The organism is Janthinobacterium tructae (assembly GCF_006517255.1).
Taxonomy (GTDB): domain Bacteria; phylum Pseudomonadota; class Gammaproteobacteria; order Burkholderiales; family Burkholderiaceae_D; genus Janthinobacterium; species Janthinobacterium tructae.
In genome coordinates this window covers 5,126,773-5,148,211 of record NZ_CP041185.1, presented here as the reverse complement: position 1 = coordinate 5,148,211, position 21,439 = coordinate 5,126,773, and the positions used below count along the sequence as shown (strand labels likewise).

The window sequence follows — 21,439 nt, the reverse complement described above, 5'->3', positions numbered from 1 at the left end:
GATTAGTGAGCTTCCTTGTTATTGTTGTTTGAACCAATCAAATGCTGCACGGCCCGTTCCATTTTCATGAAGCGGGAGCCCTTGATTAATACTGTTGCATCCGAACGGCCGGACAAATGCGCATCGAGCGCCGCCAGCAAGCCGTCGAACTGTTCAAAATACTCCACGACCGTGCCCGATTCCTGGCTGGCGGCAGCCTGCGCCGCATTCACCAGATGGCGCGCCAGGCCGCCCGTCGCCAGCACGTATTCGATGCCTTTGATGGCGGCGTAGGCGCCGATCTCTTCGTGGAACTGCTGCCCCTGCGTGCCGACTTCGCCCATCTCGCCCAGCACCAGGATGCGTGGTGCCGCAGCCTGCGCCAGCACATCGATGGCCGCGCGCGCCGAATCCGGATTGGCGTTATACGTGTCGTCGATGATGGTGGCGCCGTTGGCGGCACGTTTTTTCTGCAGACGGCCATTCACTGGCGCGAACGCCTCCAGGCCCTGCTTGATATGTTCGATGGCGATGCCCGCGCCAACAGCGCATGCCACGGCCGCCAGCGCATTGCGCACATTATGGTCGCCCGCCGCCTGCAAGCCGACAAAGAACTGGCGCAAGCTGCCGTCCTGCGCGCGCACGCTGACGAACATGTCGCTGCCAAAATCCTCGGCCGCGCGGTGCGTGCAGCTCACGTCAGCGTCCTTCGACAGGCCGAAGGTGATGACGGCGCGCGCGCCGGCCAGCTCGCGCCACACGGGCGTGAATTCATCGCCGTGCGGGAAGACGGCCACGCCGTCGTCGGCCAATGCCGCCAGCGCCGCGCCGTTCTCGCGCGCCACTGCCTCCACTGTATGCATGAATTCCTGGTGCTCGCGCTGCGCGTTGTTGACCATTGCCAGCGTCGGCGCGGCGATTGCCGCCAGGCGCGCGATTTCGCCCGGATGGTTCATGCCCATCTCGATCACGGCCGCCTGGTGCTGCTCGCTCAGGCGGAACAGGGTCAATGGCACGCCGATTTCATTATTCAGGTTGCCGCGCGTGGCCAGGCGCGCTTCTTCGCCAAAGGCCGCCGCCAGGATGGACGAAATCATCTCCTTGACGGTGGTCTTGCCATTGCTGCCGGTGACGCCGATGACGGGCAAATTGAACCGGCGGCGCCAGTGATGGGCAATGCGTCCCAGCGCCACCAGGGTATCGGCGACCACGATGGCCGGGACCTTGCCGCTGTCCCAGCCTGCGGGCAGGCGCTCGACCAGCACGGCGGCGACGCCGCGCGCGGCCACCTGGTCGAGGAAGTCGTGGGCGTCGAAACTCTCGCCGCGCAAGGCGACGAAGAGCGAGCCGGCCTGGGCGCTGCGGCTGTCGGTGGACACGCCGTCAAACGCTGCGTCGCCCGCCAGCTGCGCGCCGTCCAGTGACGGCATCAACTCTGTCAGGGTGCCGCGCATCAGTTCGTCCTCATCATGGTCAGGCGCGCCGACAGGGCCAGTTGCGCATGGTCGGTATCGGAGAACGGCAGTTTCTTGCCCTTGATTTCCTGGTACGGCTCATGGCCTTTGCCCGCCAGCAAGATCACGTCCGGCTTGGCGGCATGCTTGATGGCCGACAGGATGGCGGCGGCGCGGTCTTCGATGGCCTGTGGCTGCGGGCCGTCTGCACGCATGCCGGCGACGATTTGCGCGATGATGGCGTGCGGGTCTTCGCTGCGCGGATTGTCGCTGGTGACCACAACATGATCGGCCAACTGCGCGATGGCGCCCATCTGCGGACGCTTGCCCGGATCGCGGTCGCCGCCACAGCCGAACACGCACCACAGCTGGCCGCCACGCTCCTGCGCCACCTGGCGCAAGGCGGCCAGGGTTTTTTCCAGCGCGTCCGGCGTATGCGCGTAATCGATGACGACCATCGGCGCTTCCTGGCCACCCACCTGTTGCATGCGGCCTGGGGCAGGCTGCAGCGATTCGATGCCGTCGATGGCGGCGCGCAGGCCGGTGCCATGCGCCAGCAAGGCGCCCAGCACCGCCAGCGCGTTGCTGATATTGAAGTGACCCACCAGTTGCGTCTTGACCAGCGCCACGCCCAGCGCGCATTCCAGGTGGAAGTCGGTACCGGCATGGCGGCTGCGGAACTGGCTGGCGCGCAGCATCAGCACACCCGGCAAGTCAGGCTGGCTGGCCGCATCCTGCAAGGTGTAGCCGATGACGGGATATTCGCCGGACAGCTTGCCATCCACGTGGCGCGCCAGGCGCAGCCCCATGGGGTCATCGAGGTTGATGACGGCCGTTTTCAGGCCGGGCCAGTCGAACAGCTTGACCTTGGCCGCCTCGTAGGCCGCCATGTCGCCATGGTAGTCGAGGTGGTCGCGCGTCAGATTGGTGAACATGGCGACATCAAAATGCATGCCGGCCGCGCGTTCCTGGTCCAGGCCGATCGACGACACTTCGATGGCGACGGCCCTGGCGCCGGCATCGCGCATGGCGGCGAGTTTACGCGCCAGCAGCACGGCGTCGGGAGTGGTGTAGCCAGTGACGTCGAATTCGATGGCGCCGCGCGGCTTGCACAGGCCCACGCCCAGCGTGCCGATCACGGAAGACGTTTCACCGAGGCGCGCCAATGCCTGCGCCAGCCACAGCGCGCAGGATGTCTTGCCATTCGTGCCCGTCACGCCGGCGCTGAACATGGCGCTGTCGGGCATGCCGTAAAAAGCATGCGCCACAGGACCGGCCAGGCGTTTCAGGTCGCTGACCAGCAGGTGCGGCACGCTCCATGCGGCGTTCCATTCGACGGCATCATGCACGATGGCGGCGGCGCCCTGCTCGATGGCGGCGGCGATGAAATGCATGGCGCCCGCATAGGCGAAAAACACGTCGCCGCGCTGCACGCGGCGCGAATCGGACGTCAGCTGCCCGGACGGGGCAGCCGCTTTGATCCACAAACTGATGTCTTGTATGGTCATGAGTGACTTCACATGGCCTCCGGGCCGGCATTGGCCGGGACCACGATTTCGGTAACGGAGGAATCGGGCGGTACGTTCATCGCGCGCAGCGCGTTGGTCGCAATCGCCGCGAAAGCGGGAGCGGCAACCTGGCCACCATAGTGGGCGGGGCCGGTCGGTTCATCGATCATCACGGCAATGATGAAGCGCGGCGCCGACATCGGCACCATGCCCACGAAAGAGCCGATGTATTTGCGCGGCATCGCATAGCGGCCGTTTTCCACTTTATAGGCGGTACCCGTCTTGCCGCCCACGCGGTAGCCGGCGACCTGGGCGCGCTTGGCCGAGCCGTGCGCGCCTGAGACCACCAGTTCCAGCATGGCACGCATATCGGCGGCCGTCTTCGGCTTGATCACCTGCTGGCCCACGGGCAGCTCATTGACCTTCTGGAATGACAGGGGGATCGTGTCGCCATCGCGGGCGAACATCATGTAGGAGCGCGCCAGCTGGATCAGCGAGACGGAAATGCCGTTACCGTAGCTCATGGTGGCCTGTTCCACCGGGCGCCACGATTTATATGGACGCACGCGGCCGGCCACGGCGCCGGGGAAGCCCCATTTCGGCTGCTGGCCGAAGCCCACCTTGGTAAACATTTCCCACATTTCCTGCGACGGCATGCCCAGCGCGATTTTCGAGGTACCGATGTTCGACGACATCTCGATGATTTCGGAAACACTGATCACGCCGTGGGGCTTGGTATCGGTAATGGTGCGGTCGGCGATGGTGTAGCGGCCCGGACCCGTGTCGATCAGGGTGCTCGGCTTGACGCGGCCCGTATCGAGCGCCAGCGAGACGGTGATCGGTTTCAGGGTCGAACCGGGTTCAAAGGTATCGGTCATGACGCGGTTGCGCAGCTGCTGCCCGGTGAGCTTGCGGCGGTCGTTCGGGTCGTAGCTGGGGTAGTTGGCCAGGGCCAGCACTTCGCCCGTGTGCACGTCGAGCACCACCGCGCCGCCTGCCTTGGCATTGAATTTTTCCACCGCTTCCTTCAGCTGCGTGAAGGCGATGTACTGGATCTTGCTGTCGACGGACAGGGTCAGGTCCTTGCCGTCATGCGGTTCGTGGATGAAGCCGATATCTTCGACGATGTGGCCCAGGCGGTCCTTGATCACGCGGCGGCTGCCGGTGGTGCCGACGAGGGTTTTCTGCTGCGCCAGTTCCATGCTTTCCTGGCCCACGTCTTCCACGTTGGTAAAGCCCACCACGTGGGTCATCACTTCGCCCTGTGGATAAAAGCGCTTGTATTCCTTGCGCTCGTCGATGCCGTCGATGCCCAGCTTGGAGATCTTGTCGGCCACGTCCATCTCGACCTGGCGTTTCAGGTAAACGAAGCTACGGTCCGAGTCGAGCTTCTTGCGCAATTCATTGACATTCATTTCCAGCAGGCCGGCCAGCGCGTTGATTTTCTCGGGCGACGCCTGCAGCACGTCGTCGGGAATGGCCCAGATGGCTTTCACGGGCACGGATGAAGCGAGCACCTGGCCGTTGCGGTCGGTGATCTTGCCGCGCGTGGCCGGCAGTTCCAGCGTGCGCTCGTAGCGGGCCTTGCCCTGCTTTTGCAAAAACTGCGTCGACACGCCCTGCAGCCACAGCGCGCGCGCGCCCAGGCCGGCGAAAGCGAAGAACAGCAGGAACAGCACGACGCGCGAACGCCAGACGGGCAGACGCACTGCCAGTACAGGGTTCTTCGAGAATGGCACGCCTTTCGATGCCGCCACCCGGCCGTTGCTATTACCGCCCAACTTCATTACTCGCCCTCCGTCAGGTATTGCGTACGCGCCGCCGTCAACGGCGTCATGCTCAGGTCGCGCCGTGCGATCGATTCAATGCGTTCATGCTTGCCCAAAGTGGACTGATCCAGCTGCAGTTGTGCCCAGTCGATGTCGAGCTGGCGCGACAGCGCTTGCGCGCGCTCCAGGTCGATCAGCAGGTGGCGCGACTGGTACTGCGCGTTCACCAGCGACAGGCCGCAGCACACCAGCAGGGCCGACAGCACGACACACAGCTTGCCAGTCATCGGACGCCGCCACTAACGGGAATGGGCAAACGCTGCGCCACGCGCATCACGGCCGAACGCGAACGGGGATTCCCCTCGATCTCGGCATCGGACGGCTTCATCTTCAATATCAGCTTCATTTCCGGCTGCGGCAAGTCGACCGCGCGGATCGGCAGGCGGCGGTCAGGCTGCTCCACGTTCGCCTTCGAGGCGAAGAAGCGCTTGACCATGCGGTCTTCCAGCGAATGAAAACTGATCACGGCCATGCGCGCGCCGGGCGCCAGGCAGGCATACGCCTGATTCAGCCCGATCTCGAGATCCTCGAGCTCTTTGTTAATGAAAATGCGGATTGCCTGAAAGGTGCGGGTAGCGGGGTCCTTACCCTTCTCGCGGGTCTTGACGGCGCCTGCCACGATGCCGGCAAGCTGTCGTGTGCTTGAAATTGGCTGGACTGCCCGGCCAGCAACAATCGCCTTTGCAATCTGAAAAGCAAACCGTTCTTCCCCATAATCGCGTATCACTTTCTCTAAATTCTGCTCGGTTTCCACCGCCAGCCATTCGGCCGCGGAGATGCCGCGCGTCGTATCCATGCGCATGTCCAGCGGTCCGTCGTTGCGGAAGCTGAAACCGCGCGCCGCATCGTCGACCTGCGGCGACGAGATGCCCAGGTCGAGCAAGATGCCGTCCACCTGCTGCACGCCACGTTCGGCCAGGCTGGCCGTCATGGTGGCAAAGCTGTCATGGACAATTTCAAAGCGGGGGTCACCGATCTGTTCGGCCGTGGCGATGGCTTGCAAATCCTTGTCGAAGCCGATCAGGCGCGCGTCAAGCGCCAGGCGCGACAAAATCAATCGACTATGGCCGCCGCGGCCAAACGTGCCATCGACGTAAACGCCGTGTGCGCGGTCGCCCGTCAGGTCGAGCGCATCGACCGCTTCATCGAGCAGCACCGTGCGATGCTGAAATTCCGGCACCGTGAGTTGTGTCATTACGGAGCCTTAGAAAGAAAAATTGGAAAGTACATCGGGGGTGCCGGCATCGATCGCCTGCTGTTCTTTGTCGGCCAACTTGGCGGCATCCCATATTTCAAAGTGGCTGCCCATGCCGATCATCATGACTTCGCGCGACAGCCCCACGGCGTTGCGCAATTCAGGCGAGATCAGCACGCGGCCGGCCGAGTCCAGCTCGACGTCGACGGCGTTGCCGAGGAAGATGCGCTGCCAGGCGCGCGCCGACATGGGCCAGGCGGCGATTTGCTGGCGGTGGTTTTCCCACACGGGACGGGGGAAAAACAGCAGGCAGCCATCGGGGTGCTTGGTCAGGGTCAGACGGCCTTCGCATTGAATCGCCAGCGCGTCACGGTGCTTGGCAGGGATAGACATCCTGCCTTTGGCATCGAGATTGATTGCGGACGCGCCTTGAAACACGGAAGACCTTTTTTGAGCTTGGGTTGCGACGCTTGCGCATCATGATGAAAAGGGGAAATTTCCCACAAAAACACACTTTTTCACACAGTTGCCCACTTTAGAGTAAGCAAAGATAGTGGTCAAGCGGTTTCCGATTGGCAAAACAGGAATTTTATTAATGAAATTAAGGACTTAGCGCATATCGTTGAAGCAGTCTCAAATAAAAATATATCGATAAATTAGATACTTATGAAAGATAGTGAATGTGCTACCTCATCTGCACACATGTGTTTTCCTACCGTAAACATCGAAAAAGACGAAATGTAAAAATTGAATTTTTTACAGTTAGTTGACACATGACAATACTTTCGCCCTCCAGCCACAACAACAAGCAGCCACAGTAAAAGACTTGGTTTAAGGCAAAAAAATTTCGCCCTTGGCGCGTATCGGCCCTGTTTTCCGGGGCTGGCCTGATGCGGATCAACTATTTTTGCAATGCAGCAATTAATTGAGACGAAGAAACTTTAACCAATTGTTCATTTTACTTGTATATACAACTTTGTCTTAAGTGCTATATTTTTAGAAACAAAAAAAGCCCCTTTGCGGGGGCTTTTTGGCGGCGCGCAGCAAGCAAACCGCTGCGGCCGATACACTCCCCGGCAGACCCGGGAGCTGGAATTCAAGTGAAGCAGGCCGGTAGGCCGGATTTTGTTACGGCGCCTTCCCTTGCAGGTTGGCGCTATGACAGTCATTCCTCTAGGCGCCAGATTACTCGGACGCTCAAGCTTTCTACCCGCACGCTCCGCGAGCAGCATCATCGCGTGCCTATTTGAAATTGCACCAGGTGGAGGTTACCGCGTTTCACCGTAACTTAATACGCTCGTCTCTGTGGCCCTATTCCTCGCCTTATACCTTGCGGCTTTCAGCGGACGGCCGTTAACCGTCACCCCGCTCTATGGAGTCCGGACCTTCCTCCCGCCAGCGCATTGCTGCGCCGGCCAGCGACTGTCTGGCCTGCTTCACCCGCCATTGTACCGCGCCGCAGCATGTTTCTGCAAAAAGGCCTGTGCTGGAACGACACCGCTCGCCGGGGCCCTCGTCGGGCCCCGGCCCGGGGGATTGTGTAATTCGGTGTCGCCATTTCAAAAGCCGGGCCAAATCGGCTCACATAGAATGGGCAAGCTGCTTGCATGCAAGCGCATGCGCACCGCTTGCCCCACTTCTTTGCCATCCCACTAGACTATAAAGAGCCGAACATGACGCAACAATCCCGTACCGGCGGCCAGATCCTGGTCGATGCCCTGCAGATCCATGGTGTCGACACCGCTTTTGGCGTGCCTGGCGAAAGCTACCTCGACGTGCTCGATGCCCTGCACGATTCGGGCATCCGCTTCATCATCAACCGCCAGGAAGGCGGCGCCGCCTTCATGGCCGAAGCCTACGGCAAGCTGACGGGCAAGCCGGGCATCTGCTTCGTCACGCGCGGACCGGGCGCCACCAACGCCTCGATTGGCGTGCACACGGCGTATCAGGATTCGACGCCGATGATCCTGTTCATCGGCCAGGTGGGCAATGATTTCGTCGACCGCGAAGCGTTCCAGGAAATCGACTACCGCCGCATGTACGGCCAGATGGCCAAGTGGGTGGCGCAGATCGACCGCGCCGAGCGCATCCCCGAATACCTGGCGCGCGCCTTCCAGGTCGCCACCAGCGGGCGCCCCGGCCCCGTGGTGCTGGCCCTGCCGGAAGACATGCTCATTTCCATGGCGACTGTCGCCGACACTCGCGCCTACCAGCCGGTGCAGGCATCGCCATCCGATACGCAACTGCAGCAGTTGCGCGCCATGCTGGCCGAAGCGCAGCGTCCGCTGGTCTTGCTGGGCGGCACCACCTGGACACCGCAGGCATGCGCCGACCTGCAACAGTTCGCCGAAGCGAATCACTTGCCCGTCGCCTGCGCCTTCCGCTTCCAGGACTTGCTCGACAATGCCCACCCGAACTATATCGGCGACGTCGGCATCGGCATCAACCCGAAACTGGCCGCGCGCGTGAAAAATGCCGACCTGGTCATCGCCATCGGACCACGCCTCGGTGAAATGACGACGGGCGGCTACACGCTGTTCGACGCGCCCGTGCCGCGCCAGCGCCTGGTGCACATCCATACGGACGCCGAAGAGCTGGGCAGCGTTTACCAGGCCGAACTGATGATCAACAGCGGCATGCCGCAGGTCTGTGCCATGCTGGCCACCATGGCCTCCGTCGACGCTTCCGCATGGAAACATACACCGGGCGAAGCCAAGGCCGAGCTGGCCGCCTACCAGGAGCAGCCGCCCATCTTCCAGGATGGCCAGGCAGCGCTGGACCTGTGGCAAGTGACGCAGGAGATCATGGCGCAGGCACCTCTTGACACCATCCTGACCAACGGCGCCGGCAACTACGCCTCGTGGGCGCACCGTTTCTACCGCTACGGCGGCATGCGCACGCAGCTGGCGCCGACGAATGGCGCCATGGGCTATGGCGTGCCGTCCGGCGTGGCGGCGAAGATCGTGCATCCGGAGCGCACCGTGATCACCTTTGCCGGCGATGGCGAATACATGATGAATGGCCAGGAACTGGCCACCGCCGTGCAATACCAGGCGGGCGTGGTCATCATCGTCTTCAATAACCAGATGTTCGGCACCATCCGCATGCACCAGGAACGCGATTACCCGGGCCGCGTCTCGGGCACGACCCTGCACAACCCGGATTTTGCGGCGCTGGCGCAGGCGTATGGCGCGCATGGCGAAGTGGTGACTACGACAGAAGAGTTCGCCCCCGCCCTGCAACGGGCGCTGGCGCACGCCAGGGCGCACAACTTGCCAGCGTTGATCGAGCTGCGCTATGACGGCAACCTGATCACGCCGAACGCCACGCTCGCCACCATCCGCGCCACGGCGGAAAAGGCGCAGGCGGCCAAATAAGCCCGTTTCAGCGCGACAAACAACAAAGGCCCGGTCGATACCGGGCCTTTTTCTTTTTGACAGCGACGATCGCTCAGGCTGCGGGTACTGGCGCGCTTTCCTCGGCGGGCGCTTCCGGCACCGGCGGGCAGGGCGTGCAGTTTTTCAGGGGACGGCCGAAATCGCGCACGCGGCTCAGTTTCATGGGCATGCGCACATTGCCGCCGCAGTAATCGCCTTCCAGGGTCAGGGTTTGCCCGTCCTTGGAAAACTTGCCGACGATGGTGCGCTCTTCGCTGTCGGCGCCGGCGATGGTGAAGTCGAAGGCGCCCGTGGCGGCGTCCAGGTTGACGTCGTTGGCGACGATGGGCCAGCTCAGGGCGCCAGCCGTGAATTCATAGATGACGGAGTCGGCCTCGGCAAAGCGGTGCAGGGTCACGCGCTGGCCGCCGATCTCGCCGCTATCCTTTTGCAGGCACAGGTCCGAGTAGACGGCCACGCCGTAGCGCTCCAGTCCGGCCGGCTTCTTGCCCTTGACGGCGGCGACAGCGGCACCCGTGGCGCCGGCGAATAACAACGCGGCCAGCAGGACGGCCAGGCGCGGCGAGGTGTATGGATACATGGCATTCCTTTACTTGAGTAACGGCGCCATTATAACTGGCGCCGCCCATGCAAAAACGCGCCGCCAGGCCGAAGCCAGACAGCGCGTTTCTTTGCTTGCAGCATCCCCGAAGGGATGCCTGAGCGGTACTAAGCTTCGCTTGCGCGAATATTAGAACGAGTGACGAACACCAACGTTGAACGCTTGGTCGCCCGAACCAACATTGCTGTTGTTACCAACGGTGTAACCAGCGTTGTTTTTGTTCGAGATTTTAGCGTACGAAGCGTAGGTGCTGGTGCGCTTCGACAGAGCGTACGAGTAGCCCACTGCGAACTGGTTCGCATCGGCGTTCGAGTTGTTTTTGTCGTTGACGTGGATGATCGAAGCCATCACGGTGCCAGCTGGACCAACTGGTACGGTTGCGCCGATCAGGGCCGTGGTGCCGTCGGTGGTCAGACCACCGGTCGATACGGTGTTGAACAAGTTGCCAGCGCCGGCGTTGTTACGGGTCGAGCTGTTCAGGCCTTTGTTGACGCCGTATGCAACATACGCTTTCGCTACTGCGAAGTCGTAGTTAGCGGCTACCAGCCAGTTACGTGCGCTGCCAACATCGCTGGTGGCGGTTTCGTTGCTGGTGGTGTTGTAAGCAACACGTGCGTTCAAAGGACCGTTAGCGTAGCCAACCGATGCGCCCATTTGACGACCGATTTTGCTGGAAATCACGCTCTCTTGGTCTTTGTTGGCGGTGCTGTAAGCAACGTCAGCATCGAAGCCGTTGAAATTAGGCGAGGTGTACAGCACGGTGTTGCTGGTACGGGTGGTGTTCGCTGGGAACAAGTTCTTGGCGGAACCAGCGTAGCCAACTGCGAATGGATCAGCAACTTTCGACAGGGTGTTGTACCAAGGGGTGTATTGACGACCCAGGGTTACGGTACCAGCCGTTTTGCTGCTCAGACCAACGTAAGCTTGACGATTGAACAAGGTACCTGCAGCGTCTTGCTGACCGTTGTCAACGTTGAAACCCGATTCCAGAACGAACAGTGCCGACAGGCCGCTGCCCAGATCTTCGGTGCCTTTGAAGCCCAGACGGGAAGCCGAAGCAACGCCGCTATCGATTTTGTTGGTGGTGCCGGCTTTGCCGCCGCGCTCGCTGACGAAACCAGCGTCAACGGTACCGTAGATAACAACGCTCGATTGAGCTTGGGCTACGCCAGTGGCTGCTGCCAGGACTGCCAGGGTGATCAGAGTTTTTTTCATTGCGATTTCCTTTAATTTTTGAAGCAAAAAGTAATACAGCCTATGCATCTCGAGCTGCGCTCTAGCAGAGCGCTTTTTATGAGTGAGGGCAAGGTCTCCACCTGCCACATTGCTGTTCCGGTCAGGGGAACATTCATATCGGTATCGGCACGCTATTGCACCGATAAGCTTGAAGGCTGCATAACGACCGTCATTCGTGCGCCGGTTCGGTGCTCAAACGGCACCGGAAGCGGCACTATAACGACCGTTTCACATTCCATCAAGTTCCAACATGTTACTTCCGGTACCAGGCCGGGGGCTTTTTCAGGCATCCCGACCATCGCCAACCGTACTACGCGACAGAGCCAGTGCCCCTTGCCAACCAATGCATGGGCCTGATTGACCATTCCATCATAGCGCATGGTTTGCTGGCACCCGTTGTATTAGTGCAACAGTATCAGGCGAGTGATTAAAACGTCAACATGCTCTACCCATCATTTTCTCTCCAAGACTTACGCGACAAAGCGCACAATTTGTCAGGCGATAATGGATAAACGGGACGAAGCATACACGGCATCGCCAATGTTTGCTGCCAGGTGCCCAAAAACGGGAAATAATGCGCCCTTTTTTGGTGCATTGCCGCATTATTCAGGGGCGTAGGCACCAATTCGCGCGTCGGCGTAGGCGCTCAAAAAATAGCCAGAGTGACAATTAAATTACTGACTTTCCGGTAATTTAAATTGCTCACATATAAATGTTTTCCATGTTTACCAGCGCATGCGCCAGCTACCCGCCAGGAACGCATGAGGACGACTCTTGCTTGCAAATTGCGCATCAATTGAAACAATTTCTTACAATGTTGCCTTCTCAATATTTTGACAAATTTGTCTCTAAAAAACGACACTTTGACCGAAATCAAGTTTTCACCTGCCCCATTTCACACAATTTACTTTTTCTTTTTTGCATTTTTTGCTTAAAAGCATCGCTAAATCACCTTAGCGCTGGCTTGCGCGGCGGAGCAGGCGCATGAAACCGCCCAGCAGAGGCAGTTTTTCATACAATTCTTCCGCCGCATCCCAATAATCGCGGTGCAAGACCACCCTTCCCTGCGCATCGAAGCGCACATGGGTGGCGCCACGAATACATTGTTCGCCAGATACCAGTCGTTTCATGCGGAAACGAAACTCCCACGTCAGGAAGGCTTGCGTCCCCTGCCCCAGGCTTTCCAGCACGACAAACCGCGGCGCATCGACCTGCACGAACATGTGCTCGAAGATGGCCAGGATGGCGGCATGCCCCTGCACCTCGTTGAACGGGTCCTTGAAATGGGCATCCGGCGCGTACACGGCGCCCAGTTGCGCCAGGCTTTCGATGCTCAGGTGCTCGTAAAACGCCACCAGGTGCGCCAGCGGGTCATCCATGCTTGCGTTCATAAGCCAGTCACCTTGCTGATCAGCCAGAAATAGGCGCGGTATGGCAACAGCCGCGCCAGGCGCAGGAGATTCGTGAAGCGTTTGGGAAAGTGGATGTGGAACTGGCCCCGTTCGATGCCGTCGAGCATGGCGGCGGCAGCGTCGTGCGCCGTCATCAGGGCAGGCATCTTGAAATCATTGTCCGCCGTCAGCGGCGTGGCGACAAAGCCGGGATTGATTTGATACACGTCAATGCCACGCCCATGCAAATCCAGGTACAGCGACTCCGTCAGGTTGATCAGCGCCGCCTTGCTGGCGCCATACGCGAGCGCCTTGGGCAAGCCGCCATAGCCGGCCACCGAGCCGACGATGCCGATGCCGCCGATGCCCTGGCGCAACAGCCACGGCAAGGCCTGCTCCAGACAATTGAAGACGCCGCCCACATTCAGGGCCAGCAAGCCCTGCGCCGCCTCCAGATCGAAACTATCGGCGCGCATGGCCTGATAGCCGCCTGCCACCACCAGTATCAGGTCGATATGCGTCCACTGCTGCTGCAATTGCGCGCAGACGGCCCGCAACTGCGCGGGCTGGGTGATATCGAGCGGCAAGGCCTGCGCCAGCGGCTGCCCCTGGCACAGCAGTTCCAGGCTGGCGCGATGGCGGGCCGACAGGGCCACGCACGCCCCCTGCTCCAGCAACAAGGTGGCGCACGCGGCGCCGATGCCGCTGGAAGCGCCGATGACCCACACGCGCTTGCCGGCCCAGCTGCTGATCTTGCGATTCATGGGGCCGCCTGTGATGGACGCTTGCTGAACGATAAAGTGACGGCGCCGAGGCTGAAGCCGAACTTGCTCATGGCGGCGCGGTTCAGCATGACCTTGTCATCCATCAGGAACATCCAGTCCTCGAAATCGACGTGGTAGACCGTGCCATCGACGGGCAGCGCCAGCACATATTGCCAGCGCAAGGCATTGCCGGCCACTTCGCCGATGGCCTCGCCGACCACGTCGGGCGCCGTGCCGATGAAGCGCCCGGGCGCCGTCTTGCGCAATGTCCACACGCGGCGTTGTTTGCTGCCGTCCGAATACGTGAAATCCTCGTCCAGGGTGCCCGTCTCGCCCGCCCAGCTGGCCCGCATCACCACCGTGAAGCGCTTGACCACCTTGCCCGAGCGGTCCTGGAAGATGCCGTGGGCATCGAGCGTGCCGTTGAAGTACTGCTGCAGATCCAGTAACGGCAGTTCCTGCGCGTACGTGGCGGGGGTGAGCGGCGTGGAACAGGCTGCCAGCGCCAGCAGCACGGCCGCCGCCGCTATGCCGCGTCGGCAGCATTTCATGAGGTGCATGGTCGAATCTCCAGGTGATCGCTATATATATGTTGTAAGGGTGCGCGCCACAGCAGCAGCGCGGCCAGCAGTTTCAAGGCGCAGGGCAGCAAGGCGTAAGCGACAGACAGGGCCGGCAAGCCTTTGTTGCTGCCCGGCACATAGCCGAGCCAGGCCAGCAGGGGCAAGGCGATGCCGGCCGCCAGTGCCAGGCTCATTTGCACGCCCCAGTTCCACCAGCCGAAGTACGCCGCTTCGTGCCGCCCGGCATGGCCGGCCGCGCCGATCAGCCCAGCCAGCAGGGCCGGCGGCAAGGCCAGGTCGGCACCCAGCGCCAGGCCCGACAGCAGGCAGATACTGGCAAAGCCCCAGGCGGCGCCCGCCTCGAGGCCATATGCCCAGACAAACACACTGGCGGCCAGCAGCATGGCGCCGCCCCAGGCACGCGCTTCGCCAAAGCGGCGCGCCAGCGCCACCCACGCGGGCATCGAGGCGGCCGCCGCGCAAAAATACACAATCAGGAACGGACCGGCGTAATGCCCCAGGCGCAAATAATCGCCGGCAAAGAACAGGAACAGGGTGGCGGGAATGGCGGCAGCCACGCCATTGACAAGCAGGACGGCGAACAGCCAGCGGAACGCACGCTGGCGCAATGGCAGGCGCCAGGCACCAGCGCGCAGCGCCTGCGAGCCTTGGCGCAAAAGCGGACGCGGCGCACGCGCCAGCAACAGCGCGCCCGTCACCAGCAGGCACACGGCAAAGGCCAGCGACAAGCCGTCATAGCCGAGCACGGAAGTCAATCCTGCCGCCAGGATCACGCCGAGCAAGCCGCAGCCTTCGCGCACGGCCGTCACGCGCGCCCGCTGCGCACGCGCCTGGCTCAAGGCCGCGCCCCAGCTCTGGTGCGCGATGCCGGCCAGGCCATAGGCGGTGTAGACGAACAGCAAGGCGGCCAGGAACCAGGCCAGGGTCGCCCCATGCGACAGGGTCGGAGGATGGAACAGGGCGCCAAAGCCCAGCAGCAGCAGCGGTAACGCCGCGCCGACATAGACGGCATAGCTGCGCCGGCCATGCGCCATCCAGGCGCCGAGGGCCGGATCGATGAAGGCGGCCGCGATGCGGGCCGCCAGCAGCACGGCGCCGATTTGCGCCAGGTCAAGGCTGCTGCGCTGCGCATAAAATGGCGCCACATATATATAGATGGGCAGTGCCAGCATGGCCAGCGGCAAGCCGAACAGGCCATAACTGAACAAGGCAGGCAAGGTCAAAGGGCCGGCCCCGCTACTCATGGCAGTGGCGCCGCACTCTGCAGCAGGGCCGCGCGCAGCTTCGGCGCCGTCGAGTCGGGCGATAGCCAGATGGCGAAGAAGGCGCGCGCGAAATCGCCATCGCTCACATCGGCCAGCACCTTGCCATCGAGATAAAAACGCACGCCGGGCGCGATGCCGGCCCGGTAGGCGCCCGCGATGCGCTGGTCTTCCTTGACGTCAGGAAAGATGCGTTGCATGGTGGCCAGCCACGCCAGGCGCTGCTGCTCCGTGCCGACGCCCAGCTTTTGCATCTGCTCATGACTGGCTTCAGCGATCTTTTTGCCGTCAAGCGCACGCGCGTAGCGCAATTCCAGCACGAACGGCGCCGTTGCCGACGCCACGCCCTGGTAACCGTTCGCGCCCACCCAAAGTTGCGCCCGATAAATACGCATGCCGAACCACGTGTATTCGCCCTCGCCCGCCAGGCGGGCCTCGGGCACGTCGGCAGCGATAAAGGCAGGCGGCGCGGCCACGGCACCGAACATGATCAATGACAACACAACAGTGGCAAGCAGGCGGCGCATGGTCAGTCCTTGATCAGGGTAAATTGCATCACATCCGTGTTGTGCGCCTGGAAGGCGGCCTCGCAATACGCGAGGTAAAACTCCCAGGTCAGCAGGAAACGGCCATCGAAACCCTGCTTTTCCAGCGCCGTGCGCTGGGCCAGGAAACTGGCGCGCCACTGGCGCAAGGTTTCCGCGTAATCGAGGCCAAAGCTGAAGGCGTCCTCCACGCGCAAGCCCTGCGCCTCGGCGGCGCGGCGAAATTCCAGCGGCGAAGGCAACATGCCGCCCGGGAAAATATACTGTTGAATGAAATCCGTGCTCTTGCTGTAGCGCTGGAACAGTTCGTCGGCGATGACGATGGTTTGGATGCAGGCGCGTCCACCCGGCTTCAGGTTGCGCGCCACGCACTCGAAATAGCCGGGCCAGTAGCTTTGTCCCACGGCTTCGAACATCTCGATCGAGGCGATGGCGTCGTACTGGCCGGCGCTGTCGCGGTAGTCGCACAACTGCAGGTCGGCCTGCCCTGCCAGCCCCGCGTCCTGCAGGCGCTGGCGCGCATAGGCCAACTGCTCGGTCGACAAGGTCAGGCCCGTCACGTGGGCGCCGGAACTGCGCGCCGCCGTTTCCGCAAAGCCGCCCCAGCCACAGCCAATTTCCAGCACGCGCTGGCCCGGCTGCAGCTGCAGCTGGCTGGCGATGCGCCGGTATTTGGCATCTTGCGCCTGTTCCAGGCTGGCACCTTCGCTAAACAGGGCGCTCGAATACGTCATCGATGGATCCAGCCACAGCTGATAAAAGGCGTTGCCGATGTCGTAATGGGCGTGGATATTCTTCTTGCTGCCGGCGCGCGAATTACGGTTGAGCAAGTGCCGCACCTTGTAGACAAGGTTGCCCCACCAATTGCCGTAGATCAGCGACTCAATGTGCGCGCGGTTGCGTATCATCAATTCGATCAAGCCCGGCAAATTGTCGGTGCGCCAGTCGCCGGCGATAAACGTTTCCGCAAAGCCGATGTCACCCGAGCGCAACACGGCCGAGCACAGGTGCCAGTTGTGCAAGTCCAGCGTAACGGGGTGGCTGGCGTCGCCGTACAGCAAGATACGGCCATCGGGCGTGCGCAGGCGCAGGGCGCCATATTGCAGTTTTTCCAGCAGGCGCAGAATCATGCGCGCGGAAGCGGGCAGGTCCAGATGTTCATGCACATGAGTCGGGGACGGGCCGCTGCGCGCATGCAAGCCGGTCGGCAGGGAATCGGAGCTCATCGGGACACCTTTTCTTGTGGAGGGTCAGGTTTGCTGAAAAACGGCACGCGGCGCAACCACAGGCGCAAGGCTTGCCAATGGATGCGCGCCATCACGCCAAACGTCATCAGGGGATAGCGCAGCAAGGCCCAGGCGATGGTGCCATCGCGCAGCGGCTGCGCCGTGCCGGACAAGCTGGTCTGCAAAATCAGACCGTCGAGGTCGTCATAATCGACGCGGGCCAGGTGGCGCTCGCCATCCTTGTCGTGGTTGCGCAGGAAACGGAAACGGTACTGCCCTTCCACCTTGCAAAACGGCGACACATGGAAAATCTTCTTGGCACGCAACTCGCTGCCATACGCGATGGCGCCGCCCTGCTCGAGCAAGTACAGATGGCGCTCGCCAAAGGTATTGCGCACATCGCAGAGCACGGCGCGCAGCGCCCCATCCGGGCGGTGGCAAAACCAGAAGCTGACGGGGTTGAAGACATAGCCGCACAGGCGCGGCATGGTTTGCAGCCAGATTTCGCCACCCGCGTCCAACACGCCATGCTGGTGCAGCAAGCCGTCGATCCACTCCAGCAGCGGCGTCGTGCCATCACCATGGTCGCTGTCGCGGAAGGCCAGCACATTGACGCCGTTGCGCGAGATCAGGCGGGCCGCGAAATCCTGCGCACCCAGGCTGCGCAGGGGCAGGCGCAGATAAAACATGCCGTAACTGAAGGCATGCGCGCGCGGGCGCAGCCGCGCATGGCGCACCAGGCCCAGGCACAGCTGCGGCTGGGCCGGTCGCGCGGGATCACGCGGCATGGCCGAGCTCCGCCGCCGCCATGCCGTTCAACGCTTCTGCCACGGCCAGGCCCGACTTCAAGCCGTCCTCATGGAAGCCATAGCCCGTCCAGGCACCCGCGAACCACGTGTGCTGCGCGCCCTGGAAGCCGGCCAGACGCGCCTGGGCGGCAATGGCCGCGCCATCGAACACGGGATGGGCATACGAAAACTCGTCGAGGATGGACGCCGGGTCCGGTTCATCGAGGGGATTGAGCGAAACGATGACGGGCGTGGTGAACGGCAGCGGCTGCAACTGGTTCAGCAAATAATGCACGCATACTTGCGGCGCCTCGCCTTCCGCCACTGCCGGCCGTCCCTGGTAATTCCAGGCCGACCAAGCCTTGCGGCGCTGCGGCAGGCAGGACGCATCCGTATGCAGCACGGCCCGATTCGGCTGGTAGCGTACGGCTTCGAGCACGCAGCGTTCGTCGTCACGGATATCGCCCAGCAGAGCCAGCGACTGGTCGCTGTGGCAAGCGAGTACGACGTGATCGACATGCTCGACGCCGGCGGCCGTGTGCAGCTCGACCATGCGCGCGCCACCATGAGCCTGGCGCCGCACGGCGAGCACGGGGCACGCCAGGCGCTGCTGCGGAATGCCCGCCAGCAGTTGCTCCACATACACGCGCGAACCGCCGCGTACCGTGCGCCATTGCGGCCGGTCGCTCACTTGCAGCAAGCCATGGTTGTGGCAGAAACGGATGAAGGTGGCCAAGGGAAAGGCCAGCATCTGGCGCGCCGGGCACGACCAGATACAGGCGGCCATTGGCAGCAGATACCAGTGGCGGAATTCATCGCCATAGCCGTGCAGGTCGAGAAACTCGCCCAGTGACATGGCCGGCCCCGGCACGCTGGCCGTGGCCAGAGCGCTGGCCTGGCGGTTGAAGCGCACGATATCGCGCAGCATGCGCAGGAAGGCGGGGCGCAGCAAGTTGCTGCGTTGGGTAAACACGGTATCGAAATTGGCGCCCGCCCATTCCAGTACGCGCGCATCGGACGCCGTGCCGAGCGGCATTTTCACGGAAAACGACATGTCGCTGTCGGCCGCCTCGACACCGAGTTCATCAAACAGTTGCACCAGGTTCGGGTAGGTGGCGTGGTTGAACACGAGAAAACCCGTGTCGACGCCATGCGTGACGCCATCGAGCGTGACATCTACCGTATGGCTGTGGCCGCCAAAATAGTCGCCTGCTTCGTACAAGGTGACGTCCTGGCCGGCTTGCGCCAGGCGATAGGCACACGACAAACCTGCAATTCCTGCTCCGACGACGGCAATTTTCATGAATACACCTGTGTTAAGTTTGTCCTGGACAAAACGAGCCTCATGGATAATCGATGAAATATTGATTTATGTCAATGAGTGCCCTGAGCCGTTCAGAAACTTATACGTCGGCAATTTCTAATCGGATTCAGCTATTTGGTAAGGGGCGGCGGAAAGCGTAAAATGCATGCCACGTTCTTCCGCAAGCGAGCAAAGCCACCCTGGTATGGATACTGACCTGCAACCCACTTCCGCCTTCAGCATCAGCGATGTCGAACGCGATACCGGACTGGCCAAGGAAACCTTGCGCGTGTGGGAGCGCCGCTACGCCTTTCCCCAGCCCCAGCGCGACGCCTTTGGCGAGCGCAGCTACCCGGCCGAGCAAGTGCAGAAGTTGCGCATGGTCAAGCGCCTGCTGGACCTCGGATTTCGTCCGGGCAAAATCATGCAACACAGTACCGTGCAACTGCAGCAGCTGGCCAACGCCGGCAGCGCGGCGCCGTCAACCCGGGCACCCCAGCTCGAACGCTACCTGGCCCTGTGCCGTGGCCACCAGATGGCGGAACTGGGCGACGCGCTGCGCCACGCGCTGGCCGTGCTGGGCTTGAAAGCGTTCACCATCGACGTCATCGCGCCCCTGACGGGCATGGTGGGCGAAGCGTGGGCTTGCGGCGACCTGGCCATATATGAAGAGCATCTGTATAGCGAAACCTTGCAAACGGTGATGCGCCATGCCATTTTTTCCCTGCCGCAGGCAAGCAGCCCGTCGACGCGCACGCCGCGTATCGTCCTCAGTACCTTGCCGCAGGAGCGGCATGGCCTGGGGCTGCTGATGGCCGAGGCGCTATGCGCGGCGGCCGGCGCCCATTGCATGTCGCTGGGGGTGGAAACGCCGCTGACGGACATCGTCGCGGCCGCCCGCGCGCAGCGGGCCGACATCGTGGCGCTGTCGTTTTCCAGCGCCAGCAAGCAACGGCAGACGCGCGACAGCCTGCAGCAGCTGCATGCAAGCTTGCCGCCAGACATAGAGTTGTGGGCTGGCGGACGCAGCCCCGTGCTGAGCAGGCAGCCGCCGGCGTTCCTGCATGTGCTGGACTTGCGGCAAGTCGACGAAAGCATCGCCGACTGGCGCCGCCGCCATCAGGCGCTGGCCCTGCAAACCCATTGATCCGGCTGGAAAGCGCGGCAACTGCGGCGATCTCCGTGGATAGCCGCGCAATGTTGCCAATCGAACAGTAAAGCATGAAGGGCCGGGCGCGCTCTGGTAGAATAGCCCGTAACACAGTGTCCGGCGCCGCCGGGCCTTAGGTCAGCACCCGCCACCACACATCCATGTTTAGTTTCTTCAAGAAAAAATCCACCGCTCCCGAGGCTGCGCCAGCCGAGCCCCTAGTCCTTCCCGCCGCCACGCCGCCGGCACCGCAGCCTGCCGCCACGCCCCTGAGTGGCGCGCCGGCCGAGCTCGTGCCCGTGATCGTGGCCGCCGAACCCGAGAAAAAATCGTGGATGACGCGCCTGAAAGCCGGCCTGTCAAAAACCTCGAACACCTTATCCGTGCTGTTCGTCGGCGCGAAGATCGACGAGGCCCTGTACGAAGAGCTGGAAGCGGCGCTGCTGATGTCCGACGCGGGCATCGACGCCACCGAATTTTTGCTCACGGAATTGAAGAAAAAGGTCAAGGAAGACAAGCTGCTCGACGCCGCCGCCGTCAAGGCCGCGCTGAAAGTGCTGCTGATCGACCTGCTCTCGCCGCTGGAAAAGCGCTTCGAGCTGGGCCGCCACAAGCCGCTGGTGATGATGATTTCCGGCGTAAATGGCGCCGGCAAGACCACCACCATCGGCAAGCTGGCCAAGCACATGCAGTCGAACAATCAATCCGTGCTGCTGGCCGCGGGCGACACCTTCCGCGCCGCCGCGCGCGAGCAGCTGATGGTCTGGGGCGAGCGCAACAACGTCACCGTCATCTCGCAGGAATCGGGCGACCCGGCCGCTGTGGCCTACGACTCCGTGCAATCGGCAAAAGCGCGCGGCATCGACGTGGTGATGGTCGACACGGCGGGCCGCTTGCCGACGCAGTTGCACCTGATGGAAGAGTTAAAGAAAATCAAGCGCGTGATCGGCAAGGGCATGGAAGGCGCGCCGCATGAAACCCTGCTCGTCATCGACGGCAACACGGGCCAGAATGCCCTCACGCAAGTGAAAGCGTTCGACGATGCCCTGCAATTGAGCGGCCTGGTGATCACCAAGCTCGATGGTACCGCCAAGGGCGGCGTGCTGGCAGCGATTGCCCGCGTACGCCCCGTGCCCGTGTATTTCATCGGCATCGGTGAGAAAATTGAAGACTTGCAGCCTTTCGTGGCTGCCGAATTTGTCGAAGCGCTGCTCGGATAAGCCTAT

Annotated in this window: 19 protein-coding genes and 1 other RNA gene; 3 read left to right on the top strand and 17 right to left on the bottom strand. The window is 62.1% G+C overall.

All coding sequences use genetic code 11. The features are described 5' to 3' along the window. Nucleotides 1-2: 2 nt before the first annotated feature. From FJQ89_RS22650 to rnpB, 7 genes are all read right to left on the bottom strand, one after another. Nucleotides 3-1,433 (bottom strand): UDP-N-acetylmuramoyl-tripeptide--D-alanyl-D-alanine ligase, encoded by a 1,431-nt coding sequence (locus FJQ89_RS22650; RefSeq protein WP_141171793.1) that lies wholly within the window; start codon nt 1,431-1,433, stop codon nt 3-5. Next, the gene (locus tag FJQ89_RS22645; protein WP_141171792.1) at nt 1,433-2,941 is read right to left on the bottom strand and encodes a UDP-N-acetylmuramoyl-L-alanyl-D-glutamate--2,6-diaminopimelate ligase; all 1,509 of its coding nucleotides are present in this window, start codon (nt 2,939-2,941) and stop codon (nt 1,433-1,435) included. The genes FJQ89_RS22650 and FJQ89_RS22645 overlap by 1 nt, the downstream gene beginning before the upstream one ends. An 8-nt stretch (nt 2,942-2,949) precedes the next feature. Further along, on the bottom strand, nt 2,950-4,728 hold the full coding sequence (locus FJQ89_RS22640; RefSeq protein ID WP_141171791.1) for a peptidoglycan D,D-transpeptidase FtsI family protein: 1,779 nt from the start codon (nt 4,726-4,728) through the stop codon (nt 2,950-2,952). After that, entirely contained in the window at nt 4,728-4,997 is a 270-nt protein-coding gene (gene ftsL, locus FJQ89_RS22635) for a cell division protein FtsL (RefSeq protein ID WP_034748894.1), read from the bottom strand. The genes FJQ89_RS22640 and ftsL overlap by 1 nt, the downstream gene beginning before the upstream one ends. Then, entirely contained in the window at nt 4,994-5,965 is a 972-nt protein-coding gene (rsmH, locus tag FJQ89_RS22630) for a 16S rRNA (cytosine(1402)-N(4))-methyltransferase RsmH (protein ID WP_141171790.1), read from the bottom strand. The genes ftsL and rsmH overlap by 4 nt, the downstream gene beginning before the upstream one ends. 9 nt (nt 5,966-5,974) lie before the next feature. Next, nucleotides 5,975-6,403 (bottom strand): division/cell wall cluster transcriptional repressor MraZ, encoded by a 429-nt coding sequence (gene mraZ, locus FJQ89_RS22625; RefSeq protein ID WP_099760606.1) that lies wholly within the window; start codon nt 6,401-6,403, stop codon nt 5,975-5,977. Between the two features lie 660 nt (nt 6,404-7,063). Next, nucleotides 7,064-7,403: RNase P RNA component class A (rnpB, locus tag FJQ89_RS22620), an RNA gene on the bottom strand. Between the two features lie 235 nt (nt 7,404-7,638). Here rnpB and FJQ89_RS22615 point away from each other — a divergent pair. Then, on the top strand, nt 7,639-9,342 hold the full coding sequence (locus tag FJQ89_RS22615) for a thiamine pyrophosphate-binding protein (protein ID WP_141171789.1): 1,704 nt from the start codon (nt 7,639-7,641) through the stop codon (nt 9,340-9,342). A 73-nt stretch (nt 9,343-9,415) separates the two neighbouring features. Here FJQ89_RS22615 and FJQ89_RS22610 read toward each other — a convergent pair whose 3' ends face one another. The 10 genes from FJQ89_RS22610 to FJQ89_RS22565 all read right to left on the bottom strand — a co-directional run bounded on the left by FJQ89_RS22610 (nt 9,416) and on the right by FJQ89_RS22565 (nt 19,063). Then, nucleotides 9,416-9,943: a hypothetical protein gene (locus FJQ89_RS22610; RefSeq protein WP_141171788.1), complete on the bottom strand. Its 528-nt coding sequence runs from the start codon at nt 9,941-9,943 to the stop codon at nt 9,416-9,418. A gap of 150 nt (nt 9,944-10,093) precedes the next feature. After that, nucleotides 10,094-11,179 (bottom strand): porin, encoded by a 1,086-nt coding sequence (locus FJQ89_RS22605; RefSeq protein ID WP_141171787.1) that lies wholly within the window; start codon nt 11,177-11,179, stop codon nt 10,094-10,096. A gap of 974 nt (nt 11,180-12,153) precedes the next feature. Continuing rightward, on the bottom strand, nt 12,154-12,591 hold the full coding sequence (locus FJQ89_RS22600) for a nuclear transport factor 2 family protein (RefSeq protein WP_141171786.1): 438 nt from the start codon (nt 12,589-12,591) through the stop codon (nt 12,154-12,156). Continuing rightward, nucleotides 12,588-13,355, bottom strand: coding sequence for an SDR family NAD(P)-dependent oxidoreductase (locus FJQ89_RS22595; RefSeq protein WP_141171785.1), 768 nt, complete (start codon nt 13,353-13,355; stop codon nt 12,588-12,590). The genes FJQ89_RS22600 and FJQ89_RS22595 overlap by 4 nt, the downstream gene beginning before the upstream one ends. After that, nucleotides 13,352-13,915 (bottom strand): DUF3833 domain-containing protein, encoded by a 564-nt coding sequence (locus tag FJQ89_RS22590; RefSeq protein WP_141171784.1) that lies wholly within the window; start codon nt 13,913-13,915, stop codon nt 13,352-13,354. The genes FJQ89_RS22595 and FJQ89_RS22590 overlap by 4 nt, the downstream gene beginning before the upstream one ends. Continuing rightward, nucleotides 13,903-15,183: an MFS transporter gene (locus FJQ89_RS22585; protein WP_141171783.1), complete on the bottom strand. Its 1,281-nt coding sequence runs from the start codon at nt 15,181-15,183 to the stop codon at nt 13,903-13,905. The genes FJQ89_RS22590 and FJQ89_RS22585 overlap by 13 nt, the downstream gene beginning before the upstream one ends. Then, complete coding sequence (locus FJQ89_RS22580) at nt 15,180-15,728, bottom strand: chalcone isomerase family protein (protein WP_141171782.1); 549 nt, start codon at nt 15,726-15,728, stop codon at nt 15,180-15,182. The genes FJQ89_RS22585 and FJQ89_RS22580 overlap by 4 nt, the downstream gene beginning before the upstream one ends. A 2-nt stretch (nt 15,729-15,730) precedes the next feature. Then, complete coding sequence (locus FJQ89_RS22575; protein WP_243136208.1) at nt 15,731-16,972, bottom strand: SAM-dependent methyltransferase; 1,242 nt, start codon at nt 16,970-16,972, stop codon at nt 15,731-15,733. Further along, on the bottom strand, nt 16,969-17,760 hold the full coding sequence (locus FJQ89_RS22570) for a DUF1365 domain-containing protein (protein WP_141171781.1): 792 nt from the start codon (nt 17,758-17,760) through the stop codon (nt 16,969-16,971). Before FJQ89_RS22570 ends, FJQ89_RS22575 begins: the two co-directional genes overlap by 4 nt. Further along, on the bottom strand, nt 17,750-19,063 hold the full coding sequence (locus FJQ89_RS22565) for an NAD(P)/FAD-dependent oxidoreductase (RefSeq protein WP_141171780.1): 1,314 nt from the start codon (nt 19,061-19,063) through the stop codon (nt 17,750-17,752). The genes FJQ89_RS22570 and FJQ89_RS22565 overlap by 11 nt, the downstream gene beginning before the upstream one ends. A gap of 205 nt (nt 19,064-19,268) precedes the next feature. On the opposite strand from FJQ89_RS22565, the gene FJQ89_RS22560 reads away from it, so the two are divergent. Both FJQ89_RS22560 and ftsY read left to right on the top strand, forming a co-directional pair. Continuing rightward, entirely contained in the window at nt 19,269-20,210 is a 942-nt protein-coding gene (locus FJQ89_RS22560; protein ID WP_141171779.1) for a MerR family transcriptional regulator, read from the top strand. A 164-nt stretch (nt 20,211-20,374) separates the two neighbouring features. After that, the gene (gene ftsY / locus FJQ89_RS22555; RefSeq protein WP_141171778.1) at nt 20,375-21,433 is read left to right on the top strand and encodes a signal recognition particle-docking protein FtsY; all 1,059 of its coding nucleotides are present in this window, start codon (nt 20,375-20,377) and stop codon (nt 21,431-21,433) included. Nucleotides 21,434-21,439: the final 6 nt, after the last annotated feature.

Bases quoted from the DNA above. Each gene is read 5' to 3' on its own strand.
- FJQ89_RS22650 (WP_141171793.1), bottom strand. From the start codon at position 1,433: ATGCGCGGCACCCTGACAGAGTTGATGCCGTCACTGGACGGCGCGCAG.
- FJQ89_RS22645 (WP_141171792.1), bottom strand. From the start codon at position 2,941: ATGACCATACAAGACATCAGTTTGTGGATCAAAGCGGCTGCCCCGTCC.
- FJQ89_RS22640 (WP_141171791.1), bottom strand. From the start codon at position 4,728: ATGAAGTTGGGCGGTAATAGCAACGGCCGGGTGGCGGCATCGAAAGGC.
- ftsL (WP_034748894.1), bottom strand. From the start codon at position 4,997: ATGACTGGCAAGCTGTGTGTCGTGCTGTCGGCCCTGCTGGTGTGCTGC.
- rsmH (WP_141171790.1), bottom strand. From the start codon at position 5,965: ATGACACAACTCACGGTGCCGGAATTTCAGCATCGCACGGTGCTGCTC.
- FJQ89_RS22615 (WP_141171789.1), top strand. From the start codon at position 7,639: ATGACGCAACAATCCCGTACCGGCGGCCAGATCCTGGTCGATGCCCTG.
- FJQ89_RS22610 (WP_141171788.1), bottom strand. From the start codon at position 9,943: ATGTATCCATACACCTCGCCGCGCCTGGCCGTCCTGCTGGCCGCGTTG.
- FJQ89_RS22605 (WP_141171787.1), bottom strand. From the start codon at position 11,179: ATGAAAAAAACTCTGATCACCCTGGCAGTCCTGGCAGCAGCCACTGGC.
- FJQ89_RS22600 (WP_141171786.1), bottom strand. From the start codon at position 12,591: ATGAACGCAAGCATGGATGACCCGCTGGCGCACCTGGTGGCGTTTTAC.
- FJQ89_RS22595 (WP_141171785.1), bottom strand. From the start codon at position 13,355: ATGAATCGCAAGATCAGCAGCTGGGCCGGCAAGCGCGTGTGGGTCATC.
- FJQ89_RS22590 (WP_141171784.1), bottom strand. From the start codon at position 13,915: ATGCACCTCATGAAATGCTGCCGACGCGGCATAGCGGCGGCGGCCGTG.
- FJQ89_RS22585 (WP_141171783.1), bottom strand. From the start codon at position 15,183: ATGAGTAGCGGGGCCGGCCCTTTGACCTTGCCTGCCTTGTTCAGTTAT.
- FJQ89_RS22580 (WP_141171782.1), bottom strand. From the start codon at position 15,728: ATGCGCCGCCTGCTTGCCACTGTTGTGTTGTCATTGATCATGTTCGGT.
- FJQ89_RS22575 (WP_243136208.1), bottom strand. From the start codon at position 16,972: ATGAGCTCCGATTCCCTGCCGACCGGCTTGCATGCGCGCAGCGGCCCG.
- FJQ89_RS22570 (WP_141171781.1), bottom strand. From the start codon at position 17,760: ATGCCGCGTGATCCCGCGCGACCGGCCCAGCCGCAGCTGTGCCTGGGC.
- FJQ89_RS22565 (WP_141171780.1), bottom strand. From the start codon at position 19,063: ATGAAAATTGCCGTCGTCGGAGCAGGAATTGCAGGTTTGTCGTGTGCC.
- FJQ89_RS22560 (WP_141171779.1), top strand. From the start codon at position 19,269: ATGGATACTGACCTGCAACCCACTTCCGCCTTCAGCATCAGCGATGTC.
- ftsY (WP_141171778.1), top strand. From the start codon at position 20,375: ATGTTTAGTTTCTTCAAGAAAAAATCCACCGCTCCCGAGGCTGCGCCA.